General features: G+C 59.0%; 13 protein-coding genes, 1 pseudogene and 1 CRISPR repeat array. Of the genes and pseudogenes, 5 read left to right on the plus strand and 9 right to left on the minus strand.

Annotated features, from left to right (window positions below; genetic code table 11):
* Positions 1–177 precede the first annotated feature (177 nt).
* The gene (locus tag PVA48_RS00545; RefSeq protein ID WP_180970937.1) at positions 178–1,245 is read left to right on the plus strand and encodes a tyrosine-type recombinase/integrase; all 1,068 of its coding nucleotides are present in this window, start codon (positions 178–180) and stop codon (positions 1,243–1,245) included.
* A 71-nt stretch (positions 1,246–1,316) separates the two neighbouring features.
* Here the strand turns inward: PVA48_RS00545 and speA are convergent, their stop codons facing one another.
* Entirely contained in the window at positions 1,317–3,254 is a 1,938-nt protein-coding gene (gene speA, locus PVA48_RS00550; RefSeq protein WP_022396718.1) for a biosynthetic arginine decarboxylase, read from the minus strand.
* Positions 3,255–3,277: 23 nt separating this feature from the next.
* On the minus strand, positions 3,278–4,480 hold the full coding sequence (gene nspC / locus PVA48_RS00555; protein WP_102728299.1) for a carboxynorspermidine decarboxylase: 1,203 nt from the start codon (positions 4,478–4,480) through the stop codon (positions 3,278–3,280).
* Positions 4,481–4,704: 224 nt separating this feature from the next.
* Here nspC and PVA48_RS00560 point away from each other — a divergent pair, with 224 nt between their 5' ends.
* Positions 4,705–5,448, plus strand: a complete 744-nt coding sequence (locus tag PVA48_RS00560) for a hypothetical protein (RefSeq protein ID WP_146017735.1) — start codon at positions 4,705–4,707, stop codon at positions 5,446–5,448.
* 708 nt (positions 5,449–6,156) lie between these two features.
* Here PVA48_RS00560 and PVA48_RS00565 read toward each other — a convergent pair.
* On the minus strand, positions 6,157–6,354 hold the full coding sequence (locus PVA48_RS00565) for a hypothetical protein (protein WP_423232067.1): 198 nt from the start codon (positions 6,352–6,354) through the stop codon (positions 6,157–6,159).
* Between the two features lie 38 nt (positions 6,355–6,392).
* Positions 6,393–7,841 (minus strand): sulfatase, encoded by a 1,449-nt coding sequence (locus PVA48_RS00570; RefSeq protein ID WP_423232068.1) that lies wholly within the window; start codon positions 7,839–7,841, stop codon positions 6,393–6,395.
* Between the two features lie 184 nt (positions 7,842–8,025).
* Between PVA48_RS00570 and leuS the strand changes: the two are divergent.
* Positions 8,026–10,598: pseudogene (gene leuS, locus PVA48_RS00575) on the plus strand (leucine--tRNA ligase).
* A gap of 23 nt (positions 10,599–10,621) precedes the next feature.
* A complete protein-coding gene (gene rpe, locus PVA48_RS00580; protein WP_022396713.1) occupies positions 10,622–11,275 on the plus strand; it encodes a ribulose-phosphate 3-epimerase in 654 nt (217 codons plus the stop codon).
* 98 nt (positions 11,276–11,373) lie between these two features.
* Here the strand turns inward: rpe and PVA48_RS00585 are convergent, their stop codons facing one another.
* The 5 genes from PVA48_RS00585 to PVA48_RS00605 all read right to left on the minus strand — a co-directional run bounded on the left by PVA48_RS00585 (position 11,374) and on the right by PVA48_RS00605 (position 18,668).
* Positions 11,374–12,060, minus strand: a complete 687-nt coding sequence (locus PVA48_RS00585; protein ID WP_180975168.1) for a PEP-CTERM sorting domain-containing protein — start codon at positions 12,058–12,060, stop codon at positions 11,374–11,376.
* A gap of 721 nt (positions 12,061–12,781) precedes the next feature.
* Positions 12,782–13,573 carry a phosphatidylserine decarboxylase gene (locus PVA48_RS00590; protein WP_423232069.1) on the minus strand — a complete coding sequence of 264 codons (792 nt, stop codon included), beginning with the start codon at positions 13,571–13,573 and terminating at the stop codon, positions 12,782–12,784.
* Between the two features lie 60 nt (positions 13,574–13,633).
* Positions 13,634–14,293: a tetratricopeptide repeat protein gene (locus PVA48_RS00595; protein WP_180970939.1), complete on the minus strand. Its 660-nt coding sequence runs from the start codon at positions 14,291–14,293 to the stop codon at positions 13,634–13,636.
* 330 nt (positions 14,294–14,623) lie between these two features.
* A CRISPR array of direct repeats spans positions 14,624–15,563; the repeat unit is 31 nt; unit sequence GTTTCAATCCACGCACCCGTGAGGGTGCGAC.
* 491 nt (positions 15,564–16,054) lie between these two features.
* Positions 16,055–17,863 (minus strand): biosynthetic-type acetolactate synthase large subunit, encoded by a 1,809-nt coding sequence (gene ilvB, locus PVA48_RS00600; protein ID WP_423232070.1) that lies wholly within the window; start codon positions 17,861–17,863, stop codon positions 16,055–16,057.
* Positions 17,864–18,059: 196 nt separating this feature from the next.
* A complete protein-coding gene (locus tag PVA48_RS00605; RefSeq protein ID WP_102728294.1) occupies positions 18,060–18,668 on the minus strand; it encodes an HAD family hydrolase in 609 nt (202 codons plus the stop codon).
* A 161-nt stretch (positions 18,669–18,829) separates the two neighbouring features.
* On the opposite strand from PVA48_RS00605, the gene rpsT reads away from it, so the two are divergent.
* Positions 18,830–19,093 (plus strand): 30S ribosomal protein S20, encoded by a 264-nt coding sequence (gene rpsT, locus PVA48_RS00610; RefSeq protein ID WP_022396707.1) that lies wholly within the window; start codon positions 18,830–18,832, stop codon positions 19,091–19,093.
* Positions 19,094–19,152 lie beyond the last annotated feature (59 nt).

Below are 19,152 nucleotides of genomic sequence, written 5' to 3' on the forward strand. Positions count from 1 at the left end.
AACTTTGATTTTCCGATCGGATCAAAGAAAACATAAGTAACAACATATCCTTTACGGTTACGCGTTTTCCGATGGAAAGCATAAGTTTTCTTTACTATAAGGATGGCCTTTTTCATTAAAACCGTGTTTGTACAAACACGAGGAATGAGTATGAGAAAAGCACCGAATACAAATAAGTTGAAATACGTTGGAGCCGCGCTTCTGGAAGGGGAATCAGTCACCCTGATCCAGGCTGCAAGGCTGGTATTGGAAATCAAGGAGGCCCTGGGAGATGAAATCTGCACCATCACCCGGTGCAGGGAAGTCGTCTCCCTGGGACTGAACGCCATCAAGAACAAACACCATACCGTCAGCTTCGGTACGGCGGCCGTGGAATGCCTGCGTTCCAAAAGCCATCGCCGTCCCCGGACGCTGACGGACATCAGGAGCATCATCCACAAGCTCAAGAAGAGCAACCCGGAACTGGAGCACACGCCCCTCCGGAACCTGAGCGTGGAGGAATGCCAGAGCATCCTGATGAACACCTTCACCACGTCCCGTCAGAGGCACAAGGCGAGGCTCATCCTGAGCGGCATCTTCTCCTTCTCCGTCAAGCGCGGATGGTGTGATGAAAACCCCATCCTCCGCGTGGATACGCCCTTCCTGCGGGAGCAGGAAATTCCCGCCCTGACGCTGAAAGAAGTGACCCAGCTTCTCAAGGCGTGCATGGATGAATTTGACGGAAGCTGCGTGGCTGGAGCGGCCCTGATGATCTTTGCGGGCATCCGTCCGCAGGAAGTGGAACGCCTGCTCTGGGAAAACATCGCCATCCGCGACGGCTGCGTGATCCTGAACTCCAAGCATACCAAGACCGGAGGCGCCAGACACGTCACCATCCTGCCCGTGCTTGCCAAATGGCTCAAATTCTGCCGTGACAAAAGCAAGCCCGGACCCGGCACGCCCATCTGCCCGAAGGGCTGGACGATCAAGTGGCGCAAAATCCGCAAAAAAGCCGGCTGGGGCGGAAGAAAGAAATCATGGGTGCCTGACTGCCTGCGGCATACCTATGCCAGCTATCACGCCAAGCACTTCAAGGACTACAACCTGCTGCAAATGGAAATGGGCCACCGCTCCTCCTCCCTGCTCCGCACGCGGTACCTGAACATGAAAGGCATTTCCCCGCAAACGGCCACGCGCTTCTGGGGGCTGACGCCGGCCAAGGTCATTGCGGAGACGGAACCGCCGGAAGAACCGCCGGCGGCCTGATGGGCAAAGAGAAAAACGCTTTGGAACGGAAGGCCCTTTTCCCTGCCGGGGCATGGAAAAAAGGCCGTTTCCTACAGCTCGTAATAGGTATATCCGTTCAGGCCGGAACGGAACACTTCCAGAGCCCTCCGGCGTTCTGACGGCGATATTTTCCCGTCGGCTACGGCCTGTTCCGCAAACGTGCGGAACTTGTTGATCAGCTCCTTGGGGTCATACTCCACGTAGGAAAGGACGTCAGCCACCGTATCGCCCTCCACTTCATGGGTGTAAACGGGGCGGCCGCCTTCCAGGTGCACGCCCACCACGTTCGTATCCCCCAGCAGGTTGTGCAGGTCTCCCAGGGTCTCCTGATAGGCCCCCACCAGGAACACGCCTATGTAATAATCGTCCTCTCCGGGCTTGATGGCATGGAGGGGGAGAGCGGTAGCCACGTCCTCACGGTCGATGAAATGGTCTATCTTCCCGTCGCAGTCACAGGTAATGTCCGCCAGCACGGCCTTGTTCGTGGGCCGTTCGTTCAAACGGTGCAGAGGCATCACGGGGAAAAGCTGGCGGATGGCCCAGGAATCCGGCAGGGACTGGAACAGGGAGAAATTGCCGTAATAAAAGTCCACCATGGAGCAGGAAAGCTCCCGGAGGTCTTCCGGAATGGTTTCCATCTCCGCCAGCATGCGGGAAATGCGGCTCAGGATGTGCCAGTAATAGGCCTCTCCCAGCCCGCGCTGGCGCAGGGTGGCGTTCCCGTAAAAAAACTGGGCGCGCAGCTGGTCCCGGTAATAGCAGGCGTCATTGTAGCACTCCTGCATGTTCTTCCTGGCCAGGGTCCGGTCCGTATCCGCAAAAGCCTTCAACAGCTCCGGCGCATCCTCCGGCAGCTCGGGCGGCGGTTCCTCGCCCGGCGCGCTCGTCACGTCCAGCACGTTGAACACCAGCACGGAATAATAGGCCACCACGGCACGCCCGGACTCCGTCACCAGCGTGGGATGGGGCACCTCGTACTTGGTGCACATATCCCCCACCACCTCCACCACGTCACGGGCGAACTCCGCAATGGAATAGTTGCAGGAGGAATGGAAATTCGTCTTGGACCCGTCGTAATCCACGGCCAGGCCGCCGCCCATGTCCAGCGTGCCCAGCGGCGCTCCCTCCTTCACCAGGTCCACGTAAATGCGGGCGGCCTCCGTCAGCCCCTCGCGCACCACGGAAATATTCGGAATCTGGGAACCCTGGTGGTAATGGAGCAGCTTCAGGCAATCCAGCGCATCCACCTGCTTCAGCTTATCCACCACGTCCACCACCTGGGCCGCGTTCAGGCCGAACACGGACTTGTCCCCCGCGGACTCCTGCCACAGGCCGGACCCCTTGGCCGCCAGCTTGATACGCACGCCCAGATTGGGGCGGATGTCCATCCTCCGGGCGCGTTCCAGAATCACGTCCAGCTCGGAAGGCATTTCCAGCACAATGAAAATATTCAGCCCCATCTTCTGGGCCGTCAGCGCCAGGTCAATGAACTCGTCATCCTTGTACCCGTTGCAAATCAGGTAGGCATTCGGATTGTGCATGTGGGCCATGGCGGCAATCAGCTCCGGCTTGGAACCGGCCTCCAGACCGTAATCATACTTGGTGCCGAACTCCGCGATCTCCTCCACCACCTGCCGCTGCTGGTTCACCTTGATGGGGTAGACACCCTGGTACTTGCCCTGGTAATCCGCTTCCTTGATCGCCTTCCGGAAGCTGTCGTTCAGCTCCGCAATGCGGCTGCGCAGCAGGTCCCGGAAACGGAACAGCACGGGAACGGTGGTGCCGCGCTCCTTCAGGCCTTCCAGCAGGTCGCACAGGCTGATATCCTTCTTCCCGCCGTCCTCGTCGTTCAGGCGTACGGTCACCTCCCCTTTCTTGTTGATCCGGAAATAACCGTTCCCCCAGTCGTCAATGCCGTACAAATCTGCGGAATCATGATGACTCCAACCCCGGACTTTCTGCTTGATGCCTTCTTTAGCTGCTGCCATGTCAATCTGTCTGGTCAAATGTTCTAGCCCAGGCGGGCTTCAAAATCTTCATAAGTAAAGCGGCGCACCGTCTCCACGGAGCCGTCCTTCCTCTGGACGGCGATGTCCGGGTGGCGCACGCCGTTGAAAAACGTGGTCTTCACCATCGTATAATGCGCCATATCGTCAAACACAAGTTCGTCGCCCGCCGCCAGGGGCTCCGCAAAGGAATAATCCCCTATCCGGTCTCCCGCCAAACAGGTGGGCGCGCCCAGGCGGTACGTATGGGAGCCCTCCCCGGCGTTCCCCGCCAGCGCGTAGCTCTCCCCGGCCATCTGCACGGCGGGCTGCCGCGCGGAACGGAGGGAGGCGTCCCGGACAATCTGGAATACGTCCGGGCGGTAGGGCATTTCCAGCGTATCCGGCATGTGGGCGGACGCGGAAACATCCAGAACGGCGTGCTCCACCCCTTCCGAGGAAAAAATATCCAGCACCCTGCACCGCAGCACGCCGGTATGAATGGCTGCGGCCTCTCCCGGCTCCAGCCAGACCTCCACCCCGTAGCGCTCGCGAATGCGGCGGACGAGCTCCGCCAGCAGCTTCCGGTCATAGCCGGGCTTGGTAATCCAATGGCCCCCGCCCATGTTCAGCCACGTCATCTCCGGGCGGGACAGGATGTGGCCGAAGTGCCGTTCCACCGCGCCCAGCGTAGCCGCCAGGTCATCCGCCCCCTGTTCGCACAGGGTATGGAAATGAAGGCCGGAAATACCGGCCAAATCCGCCCCCTGCATGACGTCCGGCGTGACGCCCAGGCGGGAGCCGGGCGCGCAGGGGTCATACAGGGGCGTGTGGCCGGTGGAAAACCGGGGATTGACGCGCAAGCCGCACTTCAGTTCCCCGGAAAGAAAGCGGGGATGCCGCATCACCTCCTCCCGGAAGCGGCTCCACTGCGTCAGGCTGTTAAAATCAAGGTGGTCGGAAATCTCCGCCAGCTCCGCTATTTCTTCCGAAGCATAGCCGGGAGAATAGGTCAGCACATGCTTCCCGAACCTGCGCCGGGCCAGCCGCGCCTCCCACAGGCCGGACGCGCAGCAGCCGTCCAGCCAGGGGGACAGGGCATCAAAGCAGGGCCAGCAGGAAAAACCTTTCAGAGCCAGCACGATACGGCACCCGGCGGCATCCGCCACATCCCTCAGGATAAGGGCGTTGCGTTCCAGGGCAGACTCGCTGATGACGAAGGCGGACATAAAGCAACGACAACCTAAGCGATTCAGAACGATTTGCGAGAAAAATTTGAGTAATCTACCATCATACCCTCAAGGCGGCACGCATGAAAGGCTTCCGCCGCGCCTGCGCGGTTCCCCTCATCAAACGGAAACGTCAAAAAACGCCACAAATCGGCACTTCCTGCATTCTTTTCCTTGAAATGGGATGTGTTTTCCTCTTTTATAACGTAACCATTGCGATTGCCATGACTAACATTCATCCCTTCACCACTGCAGCAGCCTGCATCCTGACCGCCGGAGCAGCGCTCTTCACCAGCTCCTGCCAACCTACCTCTCCCGAGAGCTACGCCCGTCAATTCGCTACTGCCCAGCACGTTTCCGTACACGGGTACAACGGCCGTGAAACGCTGACCACCAGGGTTTACGCCGACTGGGGCGGCATGCCGGCCAATGCGCGCCGCGCCATGGAGGAATACATCAAGGGAGCCGAATGGAAAACGATGGACTACATCCGTCCGCAGTACTTCATCCAGGTGGACCGCTCCTACTGGGCGATCTGCATTGACAATGACGGCAACCTGGTGGGCATCATTCCCTTCCGCAATGGCAGGGACGCCCGCAAGATGTCCGTCAACAACCACTTCAAGATGCTGGTCAACACGACGGACCGCGCTCCCGCCCTGGGCTATGCCATCCTGAAAAACCTGGCCTATGCGGACGGCCTCCGCGTCAGCACACGCAAGGCTGACGGCCTGGAAACGCCCGTTCCGGCGCCCCCCGCCGTGAAGGTGGTCGTTCCTCCCAAGGAAACCGCTCCGGCTGCCGCCCCCGCCGCCAAGCCTGCCGCAGCTCCGGCTGCCGAACCCGGCACGACGGAGGAAACTCCTGCGGAAGACGCTACCGGAACGGAAGAAACTCCCGCTGCGGATAACGCGACTGAAGGCGGCGACGCCACGGCGACGGATGACGCCGCTTCCGACGACTTTTAAGATGCCTCCCCTTCCGGGGATGCCATCGCCTTAATTTCCATCACGCTCCGCCGGCACGTACGGCGGAGCGTTTTTATCCCCGTTCCTCCGGAACAAAAGCAAGTTTGCCGTTATTTTCACCTTCTCCCCATCCTGAAAAAAGAGAATGGAAAAAATGCGTTTTTAAGCGGGACCGTATTTCCGGGAAGGGGAAACTTCCTCCGCTGAATATCGGAAAAGCTACCGCAGGAAAGGCAGGGAGGCTCCCTGCCCGGATGGGGGCAGAATGGCCGTCCCGGGGAATACGCCGTTTTCCCGTGTTTTTCCATGGACAGCCTGCGGAAAAATGGCTTGCCTGAAAAGCCCGGAGGATTCCACGCGGACCGCATGGAGCGCCGCAAGCCTTTGCGGCAGATGAAAAGAAACTGAGGGCCAGCGAACGGATATTGAAAAAAGTCCGTTAATCAAAACAGCGTACGCCCTCCGTCCGCCTGTTCATGCGGAAGCCGCAGAAATTGGCGGCTCTTACCGCAAGTCTTTTCAGAACAGGAACGCGGCGCGGAGAAAAGCGCCTGTGAACAGCCCGTTTCATGGGGAAACTGCCCTTCCGGCAAAGGCGGTCACAAGCTGAATGCCCTGCCGGAAGCAGGGCATTCCCATTCACCCGCCTTCACCAGAGGCACATCTGCCGGCCCTGATGGAAAAGAAACCGGAAACTGCTGCGGAATCTCAATTCCCGCCCTTCTTCACCTGGTCGGGCCACGGAACGGAGCTTCCTTCCGGCGCGCCCAGTTCATTACCCTTCTTGTAGGTGGGCATCTGCGCCTTCCGCTCGCGGAGCAGCTTGCCCATCAGGCCGGCCATTTCCTTCAACTTCCGCGGTTCCCTGGCAGCCAGGTTTTCCTTTTCACCGATATCCTTCTTCAAATTGTACAGCTCAAAGCTCTGGTTCCCGTGACGGTAAATCAGCTTCCAGTCCCCGTGGCGCAGGGCGGTGGAAGCGCCGTACTGAGGAGCCTGACGATTGTTTTCCCCCAGTTGTTGGGCTGGTGGAACAGCAGGGGACGGTCCGCAGGGAACCGGCCTCCCTTGAGCAGCGGGACCAGGCTCAGGCCGTCCAGCTTCTGCGGAACCTTGGCGTTCCGGCATCCCGCTATATCCAGAAGGGTCGGGAAAAAGTCGTCAATCACCACCGGAACAGCGCACCTGGAACCGCCCTTCGTCACGCCGGGCCAGGAAACGATCATGGGCTCCCGGATGCCGCCCTCCATGCACGATCCCTTGCCGAAGGAAAGGGGATAATTGGCGTCCTCATTGCCCAGCCTGCCGGAAATGGCCAGGCCGCCGTTGTCCGACATGAACACCAGCACCGTGTTCTTGTCCATGTCATGCTCCTTGAGGTACTTCATGATATCCCCCAGGCTCTTGTCCATCCCCTCAATCAACCCGGAATAATGCTTCTCCACCGGAGACCACTTGTGCCCGTCCTCCGGATTCTTGTAGGAATCCGCAAACCTCTTGTCGTAGGCGCGTTCATCCAGCGGGGCGTGCAGGGCGTACTGGGCCATGTACAGGTAAAAGGGCTTGCCGGCCTCCTTCGGATTGGTCCTGATGGCTTCCAGCCGCTTGAGGGCCTCAAGAGTCAGCGCCTCCGTCAAAAATACGTCGTCCTGGTAATAATTATTCTCATCCAGCCCGCGCACATGGTTGAACCCTTTTCCGTAATGCTTGGAACCGCGGTAATCTGCCGGGTGACCGATCTCCGTACCCGCAATATTGTAGTCAAACCCCATATTCAACGGGTTGGATCCCGGCGTTCCCTGGGTGCCGAAATGGGCCTTCCCGCAGTGCACGGTGACGTAGCCGCACTTCTTCAGCATCTCCGGCAGCGTGGCCGCTGTGACGAAGGGGCGCGTCATGTTGTAATGCATGTCTTCCCCGGAAATGGGGCGTTTCGTCGTCCCCCGGGCGGGAATCCCGACCGGCTGGAGGCCGTTGAGGGCCCAGTCCGGCGGCTGGAGATTTTTGTTGTTGCGGTCCGTCGTTCCGTTCTGCTCCCTCACCCAGCAGGTCACGCGGTGCCGCGCCGGATTCATGCCGGACATCAGGCTCACGCGGGAAGGCGTGCAGAGGGGATGGGCGTACGCATCCGTAAACGTCATGCCCTGCGCGGCCAGCTTCTCCATGTTGGGCGTGCGGTAGCGCTTGTTCAGGAACGTCTTCTTCGGGTTGCCCCGGTCGTCGGACCAGAACGGGTGGGACGTATCCTGCCAGCCCATGTCATCCACCAGGAAAACGATGATATTGGGCTTCTTTCCGGAAACGGGGTGGGAAGTATTGCTCTGGGCGGACGCCCCGGCAAGCAGGGAAAACGCGCCGCAGGCGGCGGACAGGAGACAGGCGGAGAACTTCATGGTCGCAGCATATTTAATATAATCGTCAAAATCCTTTCAACCTAAAAATACGCACAAGCAACCTCTGGTCTTTCCTCTTTTTTCCGGAAAAAGGCATCATCCTCCGGGAAGCGGCGGAAACGCTTTTGCGCCACCGGGTTTAGGCTTGATTGGCCAGCAGGCGGAGTATACATTCCTCCCCATCATGTCCGAGCGCAAGAAACCATATCCCTTTGACGTTTTTGAACCCAAATGGCAGCAGATCTGGGACGAAAGGAAAACCTTTAAAGTAAGCAATCCCGGAGAAGGGGGCTTTGACGCGTCCAAACCCAAATACTACGTGCTGGACATGTTCCCCTACCCCAGCGGCGCGGGCCTGCACGTGGGCCATCCGGAAGGGTATACCGCCACGGACATCGTGGCGCGCTTCAAGCGCATGAACGGCTTCAACGTCCTTCACCCCATGGGGTGGGACTCCTTCGGCCTTCCCGCGGAGCAATACGCCATCAAGACCGGGCAGCACCCCTCCGTCACCACCTTCCAAAACATTGACAACTTCCGCCGCCAGCTCAAGATGCTGGGCTTCTCCTATGACTGGGACCGGGAAATAGCCACGACGGACCATGAATACGTGCGCTGGACCCAGTGGATCTTTCTCCAGCTTTACAACTCCTACTACAACAGGGAACTGAAAAAGGCGCGCCCCGTCTCCGAACTGGAGGAACAGGGGCTGAGCCGGGAGGAAATCGACCAGCGCCGCCTGGCCTACGTGGCGGAAGCGGCCGTCAACTGGTCCCCGGACCTGGGCACCGTCCTGGCCAACGAGGAAGTGGAGGAATGGAAATCCAAGGGCCACCGGGTGGAACGCCGCCCCCTGCGCCAGTGGATGCTGCGCATCACGGACTACGCGGAGCGCCTCATTGACGAACTGGAGCCGCTGGACTGGCCGGAATCCATCAAACTGCTCCAGCGCAACTGGATAGGCAAATCTGAAGGGGCGGAAGTGGACTTCACCCTGAACGGGAAAACCATCACCGTTTACACCACCAGGCCGGACACCCTCTTTGGAGCCACCTACATGGTCCTCTCCCCGGAACACCCGCTGGTGGACACCATCACCACGCCGGAACAGAAAGACGCCGTGGAACAGTACCGCGCCCAGTGCGCCTCCAAGAGCGACCTGGAACGCACGGACCTCTCCAAGGAAAAAACGGGCGTCTTCACCGGAGCCTATGCCGTCAACCCCGCCAACGGGGAACAGGTCCCCGTCTGGATTGCGGACTATGTGCTGATGGGTTACGGCACGGGAGCCATCATGGCCGTTCCGGCCCATGACGAACGCGACTTCGCCTTCGCCCAGGTATTCGGCCTCCCCATTCTCCAGGTGGTCCAGCCGCCCAGTGAAGACATTGACTGGCGCGGCTTCTGCGGTTATGAAGGCGCCAGCGTGAACTCCGGCTTCCTGACGGGGCTGCCCACTCCGGAAGCCAAGGAAAAAATGATCCTCTGGCTGGAGGAAAACGGCAAGGGCCGCCGCAAGGTAAACTACAAGCTCCGTGACTGGCTCTTCTCCCGCCAGCGCTACTGGGGGAACCCTTCCCCATCGTCTGGGAAGACGGCCGCCACCGCGCCCTGCCGGAAAGCGAACTCCCCGTGCTCCAGCCCGATCTGGACGACTTCGCCCCCACGGGCGACCCCCGCGGCCCGCTGGTCAGGGCCACGGAATGGATTGCGTACACTCCCACGGCCCACCGTGAAACGAACACCATGCCCCAGTGGGCCGGCTCCTGCTGGTACTACCTGCGCTACCTGGATCCGGAAAACACGGAACGCTTCGTCAGCCGTGAGGCGGAACAATACTGGATGGGCTCCACCGGCAACCCCGGAGGCGTGGACCTGTACGTGGGCGGCACGGAACACGCCGTGCTCCACCTGCTCTATGCCCGCTTCTGGCACAAGGTTCTCTTTGACCTGGGCTACCTCACCACCAGCGAGCCCTTCCAGAAGCTCGTCAACCAGGGCCTCATCCTGGGGGAAGACGGCCAGAAAATGTCCAAGTCCCGCGGCAACGTCGTCAACCCGGACGACATCGTCCGCGAATACGGAGCGGACTCCCTGCGCCTGTATGAAATGTTCATGGGGCCCCTCAAGGACGTGAAGCCCTGGGCCACCAAGGGGGTGGAAGGCATCTCCCGCTTCCTGGCCCGCGTCTGGCGCGTGGCCTTCCGGGAAAACCAGGAAGGCGAATGGGAAATCAACCCCAAGCTGGCGGCGGACGCTCCGGAAGCCGCCGTGCTCCCCGTGCGCAAGGAACTGCACAAAACCATCAGGAAAGTGACGGAAGACATCAATGACATGTCCTTCAACACCGCCATCGCCAAAATGATGGAATGCACCAACGCCATGACCTCCGCGGACGTGGTGGACGTACAGGACTATGACGCCTTCCTGACGCTGCTGAACCCCTTTGCCCCCCATCTCACGGAAGAAATTCACAGCCGCCTGCAAGCGAAATTCCCCGCCCTGGCGGAAACGCAGCTCTGCCAGAAAAACTGGCCTGTCTGGGAGGAAGCCCTGCTGGTGGAAAACACCGTTCCCATGGTCATCCAGGTGAACGGCAGGCTGCGGGACAAGCTGGAAGTGCCCAGGGACATCTCCCGGGAAGAACTGGAAAAGCTGGCCCTGGCCTCCGCCAAGGTAAAAATCTTCCTGGACGGCGTCACCGTGCGCAAGGTAATTGTCGTGCCCGGCCGCCTGGTCAACATCGTAGCCAACTGACACCCCGGAAAGACTCTGCCATCATGACCATGATCGCCCCGTCCCTGCTGGCCGCCGACTTCTCCCGCATCGGGGAGGAAGCGCGCCGTGCCTTTGACTCCGGAGCCGACTGGCTACACCTGGACATCATGGACGGCCACTTTGTGGACAACATCTCCTTCGGCCCGGAAATCTGCGCCGCCGTCAGAAAAGCGGTGGGGCCGGACCGTTTCCTGGATGCCCACCTGATGATTGAACGGCCGGACCACTACTTTGACCGCTTTGTCAAAGCGGGCGTCAACCTCATCTGCTTCCATGTAGAGCTGGGGGACCCCCACTACATCCGCGACACCCTCAGGCGCATCCGGAAAGCCGGAGTGAAAAACGGTCTGGCCGTCAACCCGGCCACGCCCTTTGACGCCGTAGTTCCCTACCTGGAGGAAATAGACCTGCTGCTGGTCATGTCCGTGGTGCCGGGCTTCGGCGGACAATCCTTCATGCCCTCCGTGCTGGACAAGGTGGAAAAAGCCGCCGAATGGCGCACGGAGCACCAGGCCCCTTTCCTGATTCAAATGGACGGAGGAATCGGCAAAGACAATGCCGCGCAGTGCGCCCTGGCCGGGGCGGACGTGCTGGTGGCGGGCTCCTCCACCTTCAAGGCTCCGGACATGGCCCGCGCCATTGCGGAAATGAAGTAACCTGCGAACGGTCCTTACCCAGCCCGTTATTCCGGAAAATCAAAAAATCCGGCATTCCCGGGAGGAGTGCCGGACTCTTTCATTCATGGCTCCGTTAATCAGAACCTGCGGCGGCGCATCAGCAGGGCGGCCAGCCCCAGCAGGCCGAGGGAGGCGGAAGCCGGTTCCGGCACGGCGGCCAGCGTCACTTCCGCCCTCAACGCCGGTCCCCATACGGAACCCTCCGTACTGGTAAAGCCCGCATTCTTATACACATCCCCGATGTCCACGCCGTCGGCTTCCTTGCCAAGCCTCAACCTGGCGGAGGAAAAGCTCACATCACCCCAACTGGTGGCATCTGAAATCTGCGTCGTCGTAAAAGCCACGTAATAAGTTACGCCGCTATCAAGCTGCAAATTATTGAACACGGCCTTCTCCCAGGAGGCCGCTCCGTCTCCGGCGCCATCTCCGGCCATGTCAACGGTGGTCGTGGACTGCCCCACGAACGTCGTTCCGTCCTTGGTAGCGGCGGAGGAAAAAATCGTCACGTACAGCCCGTCGGTGGCATCCGTTCTGTTCGTCGCCTTGGCAATATCCAGTGATTGCAGGAACACCGTGGAATTCGGTGAAATCCCTTCCCCGGAGGAAAGAAGCATGTGGTCCAGGTCAAAGGAAAAACCGTAATAGGCTCCGTATCCCCCGGAAGTCAGGGTGGAAGGATCGTCCTTGGTCGTCGTGCTCAACACAGTAGCCGCCTGTGCCGTTGCCAGGCTGGCCAGAACACCAAGAATACATAGGCACTTCATAAATTTATTCTTATTAATGGGTGAAATACGGAATGGAACCCGTTGCCCAAGGAAATAGCGGATTATGAATCCGTTAAAGATTCTACAATCCGGAAAAGCTGTCTTTCTCCAGGCTCCGGCTTGGCTGGAAAAAACTCCAAATGGACATTCCATCAACATTTCCCACATTCACTTTTTACGGCCGCATATCGTCTGGTAGTCCAGGACCTCCCGGCTCTGATGGATGCCCTCACCGGAATGCAGTGACGGCTATTAAAAAAAACTTCCGCTATGCTCCAGAAAGAGTTTCAACAACGAAAAGCAGGAACTCTGCCGCTTTCAGGCGCCAGTGCCGCAAAGCCACAATCCATCCACACTTCCACCGTCCCCTTTCACAGCCGCATATCTCCCGGGAGCCAGGGCCTCCCGCCCTGATGGAGGGCGCCGCCGAAGCGTAAAGACGGTTATTAACCATTACTGGAACGAAAAGAAAGCCCATTACATCAGGAACACCCTCTGACAATTCCCATGATATGGACAAGCTCAAATTCTCCAAAACCTTTTTCTTTCAATTTTGTAAGCTTGACTCCGGATTCATAATCCGGAGACATCATGGCCGCACCCCTTCCCGGACCGCAGCTACTCCGCAGAGACGCCCATCATATCTCCCTGACGGGCAAACAACTCCATGCCTTCCGCCGTCTTTTCCAGCAGGTCGGGAGCCAGGCGTATTCTGCCCGGTTCAAAAAAGCACATCACCGTGGAGCCTCCAAAGGCAAAATACCCCTTCTCCCCCTCTTGCGGCGGGAACGTCCGGAACATACGTCTCCTCAATCAGCCCCACCCCGGTGGCGCCCACCTCCAGCATGGCGACCTCTCCCCACAACTCCGACCGGATCAGGGTCAAATTCCTTTTATTAGTCCATAGCCACGCCAGCCGGCGGCGCAGGCAGTACGGAGACACGCTCGCCAGCGGACCGCCCAGCCTCGTCCACGGGCCGGGCACCCCGGACACCGGAAAATGAAAACGGTGGTAATCCGTGGGGCACAGGCGCGACAAAACGACGGCGCCTTCCGCATACCGTCCGGCCAGCGCTTCACTCCCCATAAGGGCGGGCAGGTCAAAACTCTGCCCCTTCACGAAAACGCTCTTGATTCGGTCAGCGCGTTCCCAGCCCATGTGCCGGGCATCCGCGGGAAAAACGGCCGTATCCTCCCCACCGGCCAGAGGGCGAGCTCCCGGTTTCAGGCGGCGGTAGAAAAAATCGTTGAAATGCTTGAACTCTCCCATCCCCTTGAGGGAATCCTCCATATTGATGCCGTACTCCTCCACAAAAGAGGGGATGGACCGCGCGCTGGAAGAACGGTTCTTCAACCACCCCAGCAGACGGGAAAAAACGCCGCGCTTGATCAGGACATGCAGTGCAGCCCGGCCTGTGGAAGTGCCGTAAATCCATTGCAGGTACTTCTCCCCCAGCACCTGTTCCCGTTCTTCCCTGCCCGTGTAGCGGTTGTAATAGCGTATGCCCTCCATGAAACGCCTAGAGTGTCGCCCGCTTCCCCATTTGTCCAGCCGAAAGAGGCTCGCCGCCTCCTATTTCCCCTGTGCGCGCTCCGGATCCTCCTCCGTACCGGAATCCTTTCCTTCCGCCGCGCGGTCATACCATTCCCGTGCAAGATTCAAATCCTGCGGAACTCCATTGCCGTGTTCATAACAGGCGGCCAGCAGGTACTGGGCGTCCCTCTCGTCCGCTTCCGCAGCCTTACGCAGCCAGTACATGAACAAATCCTCATTCTTCTCCACCAGGCCGCCTTCCCGGTACTCCAGGGCCAGGTCAAACATGGCCTCCGGCTTGCCCTGCTCCGCTGCAAGCTGCAGCCAGTGCAGGGCCTGCGTATCGCTCTTCTCCGCGCCCAGACCTTCATGAAAACAATCATACAGGTCAAAGGCGGCATCCGCATCTCCCGCATCCGCCTTCTGCTTCAACCCGGGCAACGCCCTGTGAAACCAATCCTCCGCCCGGTCCGGGTCCTTCTCCACGCCGTCCCCCTCCTGGTAAATGCGCCCCAGACGGAACTGGGCGGAGGGATTCCCGGCTTCCGCCTGCCGGACGATCTTACGTTTCCACTCCTCCAGAAACTTCTTCATCCTGCCGCTTCTCCATTTCAGCGCCACCAGAAAAACGACCGCTACCAGCACCATCAGCAAAATAGGCGTCCATTCCAAAAAATCATTCAACCAGTCTATATGCATCTTATCTTTATATTGGATTGCTCCGGCTTCATCCATCACAAACTGTGAACGCGGAAAAAAATCCCATGCCGCAGGAAATGCACCGCTTGCCTGCTTCCCTTTTCCGGACAGGCTGTCCGGAAACCATAATAAACCATCCGGAAAGTTGTTCATCCGGCGTCCTCCCCAACATAAAAATCCTCCTTAAAAGAATATTCAATAAATAACCATTTATCATAATAATCACCTCCCTTACCATGCAGACATCATTAAAAACAACTGCACTATTCATTCTACGCACCCCGTGAGGGTGCGACTGACATGGACAAGCCGCTTTGTCTTGGCTCCCGGGTTTCAATCCACGCACCCGTGAGGGTGCGACTCCTTGGCCGCGTTACAAAGAGCGGAGTTGACGAGTTTCAATCCACGCACCCGTGAGGGTGCGACCAAGGGTTCCGGCGGCCTGAAGGGGTTTAACTCTGTTTCAATCCACGCACCCGTGAGGGTGCGACGGTCGCCCAACAGGAGACCAGAATCAAGGAGCTGGTTTCAATCCACGCACCCGTGAGGGTGCGACGGCGTATTGCCCCTTGATGCCCGTCGCCTGCGTTGTTTCAATCCACGCACCCGTGAGGGTGCGACTTGATGTAATGGCCGCCCTGGCGCGTCAAGGCCGGTTTCAATCCACGCACCCGTGAGGGTGCGACGATAGGGATATAATAAAAGGGGATATAATATGGGGTTTCAATCCACGCACCCGTGAGGGTGCGACCCATTTGCAACACATTCACTCATAAGGAACTGTAGTTTCAATCCACGCACCCGTGAGGGTGCGACGCCGTGTAACTGGTTTGTTCCGGCTCTGTCATGGTTTCAATCCACGCACCCGTGAGGGTGCGACTTTTTTCAAGAGCATGTAGACAGGCAGGGAAATAGTTTCAATCCACGCACCCGTGAGGGTGCGACAAGCCTTCGTAACAGATATTCTGGCTTTTGGCAAGTTTCAATCCACGCACCCGTGAGGGTGCGACGGACGTGACGGACGCTATCACCTACTCTGTTTACGTTTCAATCCACGCACCCGTGAGGGTGCGACTTCCCTTCACACAATATTACGGCTATCTTGTCTGGTTTCAATCCACGCACCCGTGAGGGTGCGACTTATCAAGAGCCAGCAGATCATGGATAATCTTTTGTTTCAATCCACGCACCCGTGAGGGTGCGACGATACTCAAATTCCAGAGTAGCCTACCTTAGAAAGTTTCAATCCACGCACCCGTGAGGGTGCGACGGCCTGAAGGATACGGGTTGAGCATCAAGGGCGCAGCAAGGGGTTTGCGCCAACCTGATGCGGAAGCCGGATACGGTCAGGTCCGATAAGAGGTGATTCTTTTGTCAATATCCATTTCCCAATCACTTGCAGCAAGCGCCGGTCTCCCGGGAATTTTCTGTGAGCTTGGGGTTGGCGCAAGGCGGCATCAGACGCGGCGTTATTCCGTAATATTCCATCTTCGCCGCGTCCGGTCCGGCTTGCATTCAACTTGGTTCATTGATGCTAGCCGTTCCCCTCTGCCGCGTCCAGCAACATCTTCCATGTTCCTTCAAACAGAACCGTGCATCCCCGGAGCCGCCAACATGGAGACACAAAAACAACAGGCCTCCCGGGCGGCGTGCCGTTTTCCCCATTGCCGGAAGCCGAATTCCCCTCCGGTTTCCGCTGCCATTAAAAAGGAGCCGCCCTTGCGGACGGCTCCCGTTAACGAATGAATGACGGAATATTCCTTACAGGGCCGTCGGAATTTCCTTGCCCAGTTCGGACGCCTTCTTGGCGGAGCCGTCCCCGGCAATGCGTTCCAGAATCACGTCCTTGTAGCTCATGCCGCCCAGGATGATCGGCAGCACATGCACGTCGTGAGGAACCATTACGTCCAGCACGTACGCCTCCGGGGATTCAATCATGCGGGTGATGGCCGCCGGAAGTTCCTCTATGCGGAGCACGCGCTCGCACTTGACGCCGAATCCGGCGCAGATGAGCGGGTAGTTCGGGTAGATGACGTCTTCCGTCTTGTGGGTGGGGTCATAGCTGTCGTGCGGGTCCGCCAGGAAGGTCTGGGCCCGGTTGGAGTCATACTTCAGGTCTTCCCACTGCACCACCATGCCCAGGTGCTGGTTGTTCAGGATGATGCATTTGACAGGCAGGCGCTCCACGTGAATGGTAGCCAGCTCCTGAATGTTCATGAGCATGGAGCCGTCTCCGTCAATGTTCACCACCAGCTTGTCCGGACAGGCCAGGCACACGCCCATGGCGGCGGGAAGGCCGTAGCCCATGGTTCCCAGGCCGCCGGAGGTAGCCAGACGACGGGGCTTGTCGAATTTGAAGAACTGGGCGGCAAACATCTGGTGCTGGCCCACGCCCGTGCAGATGATGGGATCCTTGTCCGCCGTCTGGCGGTAGAGTTCCTCAATGACGGCCTGCGGGGAGATATAGCCCTTGCGGTCTTCATAGGAGAAGGGGTACTGCTTCTTCCAGTCTTCAATCACTCCGAACCATTCCGGAGTGCGGGTAAAGCCGGAGGATTTGCGTTCCCAGCCTTGAGCGGCCAGAGCGGCGTTGAGAACCTGGAGGGCGTCCTTCACGTTCGCGCGGATGGGGTGCGCCACCTTCTTGTTTTTGTTGATCTCGCTGGCGTCAATGTCAATGTGGACGATGGTGAAGTCCGGGCAGAACATGTTGACGGCGCCGGTCACGCGGTCGTCAAACCGGGCGCCCAGGGCGATCACCAGGTCCGCTTCATTCACGGCGTTGTTCGCAAACACGGCTCCGTGCATGCCCAGCCAGCGCAGGGAAAGAGGGTGGGTCTCCGGCATGGCTCCTATGCCCATCAGGGTGGTCGCCACGGGAATCTGGGAGCGTTCCGCAAATTCCAGCAGGTCCGCGGAGGCTTCCGCGGAGATGATGCCGCCGCCGGCGTAAATGACGGGACGGCTGGCGCCTTCAATCAGCGGAATGAGTTCTTCCAGCTTTTCCGTGGGAACGGGCAGCACGGGGTTGTAGCCGGGGAGGTCCATCTCCATGTCGAAGTCCGGCGCAAACACGGCTTCCTGCACGTCCTTGGGCATGTCAATCACCACCGGGCCGGGACGGCCCGTGGAGGCGATGTAAAAGGCTTCCTTGATGATGCGGGGCAGTTCTTCCGGTTCCGTCACCAGATAGCTGTGCTTCACGATGGGGGCGGTCATGCCGAACACGTCCGTCTCCTGGAAGGCGCCGCGGCCGATCAGGGAACGCATGACCTGCGCCGTAATCGCCACCAGCGGAGTGGAGTCCAGATAGGCGTCCGCAATGGAGGTGATCATGTTGGTGGCGCCAGGGCCGGAAGTGGAGATGCAGACGCCCACCTTGCCCGTAACGCGGCCGTAGCCTTCCGCGCCGAACGCGCCGCCCTGTTCGTGGCGGGGCAGGATGGTCCGGATTTTGGGCTGATGGCTCAGGGCCTGGTGAATCGGCATGCTGGCGCCGCCGGGATAGGCAAAGACGACGTCTACACCTTCACGCACGAGGCATTCCACGAGCACTTCGGCTCCTGTCATGCGGGTTTTCGTCGGGGCGGATGATGTTTTGTCGTTTGTGCTCATGTGCAAATAATATTTTATTTGTTCAATAGGAAAAAAGGTTCTAGCGCATTCCGGGCGTAATGTGAAGCCTTTTCATTAAAATGCAGGCGTGCATCCCGGGAGGAGGGGAAGGCCGGAAAGCGCCCCTCTGCGGAAGCCGCTGGAGAGGGAATCAGGCCAGGGACGCGCGGCGGACGTGCACGCAGTCCATTCCGGCGGCTGCGGCGGCCTCCATGCCGGGTTCCGCGTCTTCAAAAACCACGCAGCGGTCCGGGGATGCCCCCAGAAGTTCCGCCGCTTTCAGGAACATGTCCGGCGCAGGCTTGCCATGCTCCACTTCATCCGGCGTCAGAATCACGTCAAAGAGACCTGAAAGTCCGGCGGCGGCCAGCGTCCGGGACGCTCCCGGCATGGCGCTTCCCGTGGCGATCGCCTTGGGGGCGTCTCCCAGGGAATGCACGAATTCCACCACCTCCCGGATGGGCTGCATGCCCTCCTCTTCCAGCATTTCCAGATAAATTCGGCGCTTGTCCGCAGCGGTAGAAGCAGCATCCATGTGCATGCCGTACCGTTCATTCAGAAAACGCACCACGTCGTTGGCGGATTTACCGCCGCAGGAATAAAATTCATCCGCCAGGAACACGCGGTCCGGCGCCCCCGCACGGGCCAGGGCCTTGCGCCATGCCTTGTAATGGAGCGGCATGCTGTCCACCAGGGTGCCGTCCAGATCAAAAATATATCCTTCATATTTTTTTTCAGGCAAATCCACGCGTTTCTTCATAACGGAGGCACAGGATGCCACAAACCCTTTTTCCGGTAAAGCCCGCAGTCTGCCCGCGCTTAGGAGGAATGCCTTAAAAAATATATCAAGAGCTTGACATTTTGTCCTGTTATTCTAATGTTTCTGCCACCTCGAAACGGAAACCGAACCTCTTTTAAAACATGGCCAATACCAAATCCGCACTCAAGCGCATCCGTCAGACAGAAACCCGCACCGCCCGCAACCGCGCTGTGTCCTCCAAGCTGAAGACCCTCCGCAAGAAGATTGCCACTGCGGTGGAAACGTCTGACAAGGAAGCCGCTGCCGTTGCCTATAACACTTTCTCCTCCGCCGTTGACAAGGCCGCCAAGGTGGGCACCATTCCCGCCAACCGCGCCGCCAACTACAAGAGCAAGGCCGCCAAGGCCATCGCAAAAATCGCCTGAGTTTTCACTTCGGTTTTCTGACGATCTTTATGGCAAGCCGCTCTGTTCTGCTGAGCGGC

Source organism: Akkermansia sp. JRP_AM1, assembly GCF_049262625.1.
Taxonomy (GTDB): domain Bacteria; phylum Verrucomicrobiota; class Verrucomicrobiia; order Verrucomicrobiales; family Akkermansiaceae; genus Akkermansia; species Akkermansia massiliensis.

Bases quoted from the DNA above. Each gene is read 5' to 3' on its own strand.
- PVA48_RS00605 (WP_102728294.1), bottom strand. From the start codon at position 18,668: ATGAAGAAACGCGTGGATTTGCCTGAAAAAAAATATGAAGGATATATT.
- speA (WP_022396718.1), bottom strand. From the start codon at position 3,254: ATGGCAGCAGCTAAAGAAGGCATCAAGCAGAAAGTCCGGGGTTGGAGT.
- ilvB (WP_423232070.1), bottom strand. From the start codon at position 17,863: ATGACAGGAGCCGAAGTGCTCGTGGAATGCCTCGTGCGTGAAGGTGTA.
- PVA48_RS00595 (WP_180970939.1), bottom strand. From the start codon at position 14,293: ATGCATATAGACTGGTTGAATGATTTTTTGGAATGGACGCCTATTTTG.
- PVA48_RS00570 (WP_423232068.1), bottom strand. From the start codon at position 7,841: ATGAAGTTCTCCGCCTGTCTCCTGTCCGCCGCCTGCGGCGCGTTTTCC.
- PVA48_RS00590 (WP_423232069.1), bottom strand. From the start codon at position 13,573: ATGGAGGGCATACGCTATTACAACCGCTACACGGGCAGGGAAGAACGG.
- PVA48_RS00560 (WP_146017735.1), top strand. From the start codon at position 4,705: ATGACTAACATTCATCCCTTCACCACTGCAGCAGCCTGCATCCTGACC.
- nspC (WP_102728299.1), bottom strand. From the start codon at position 4,480: ATGTCCGCCTTCGTCATCAGCGAGTCTGCCCTGGAACGCAACGCCCTT.
- rpsT (WP_022396707.1), top strand. From the start codon at position 18,830: ATGGCCAATACCAAATCCGCACTCAAGCGCATCCGTCAGACAGAAACC.
- rpe (WP_022396713.1), top strand. From the start codon at position 10,622: ATGACCATGATCGCCCCGTCCCTGCTGGCCGCCGACTTCTCCCGCATC.
- PVA48_RS00585 (WP_180975168.1), bottom strand. From the start codon at position 12,060: ATGAAGTGCCTATGTATTCTTGGTGTTCTGGCCAGCCTGGCAACGGCA.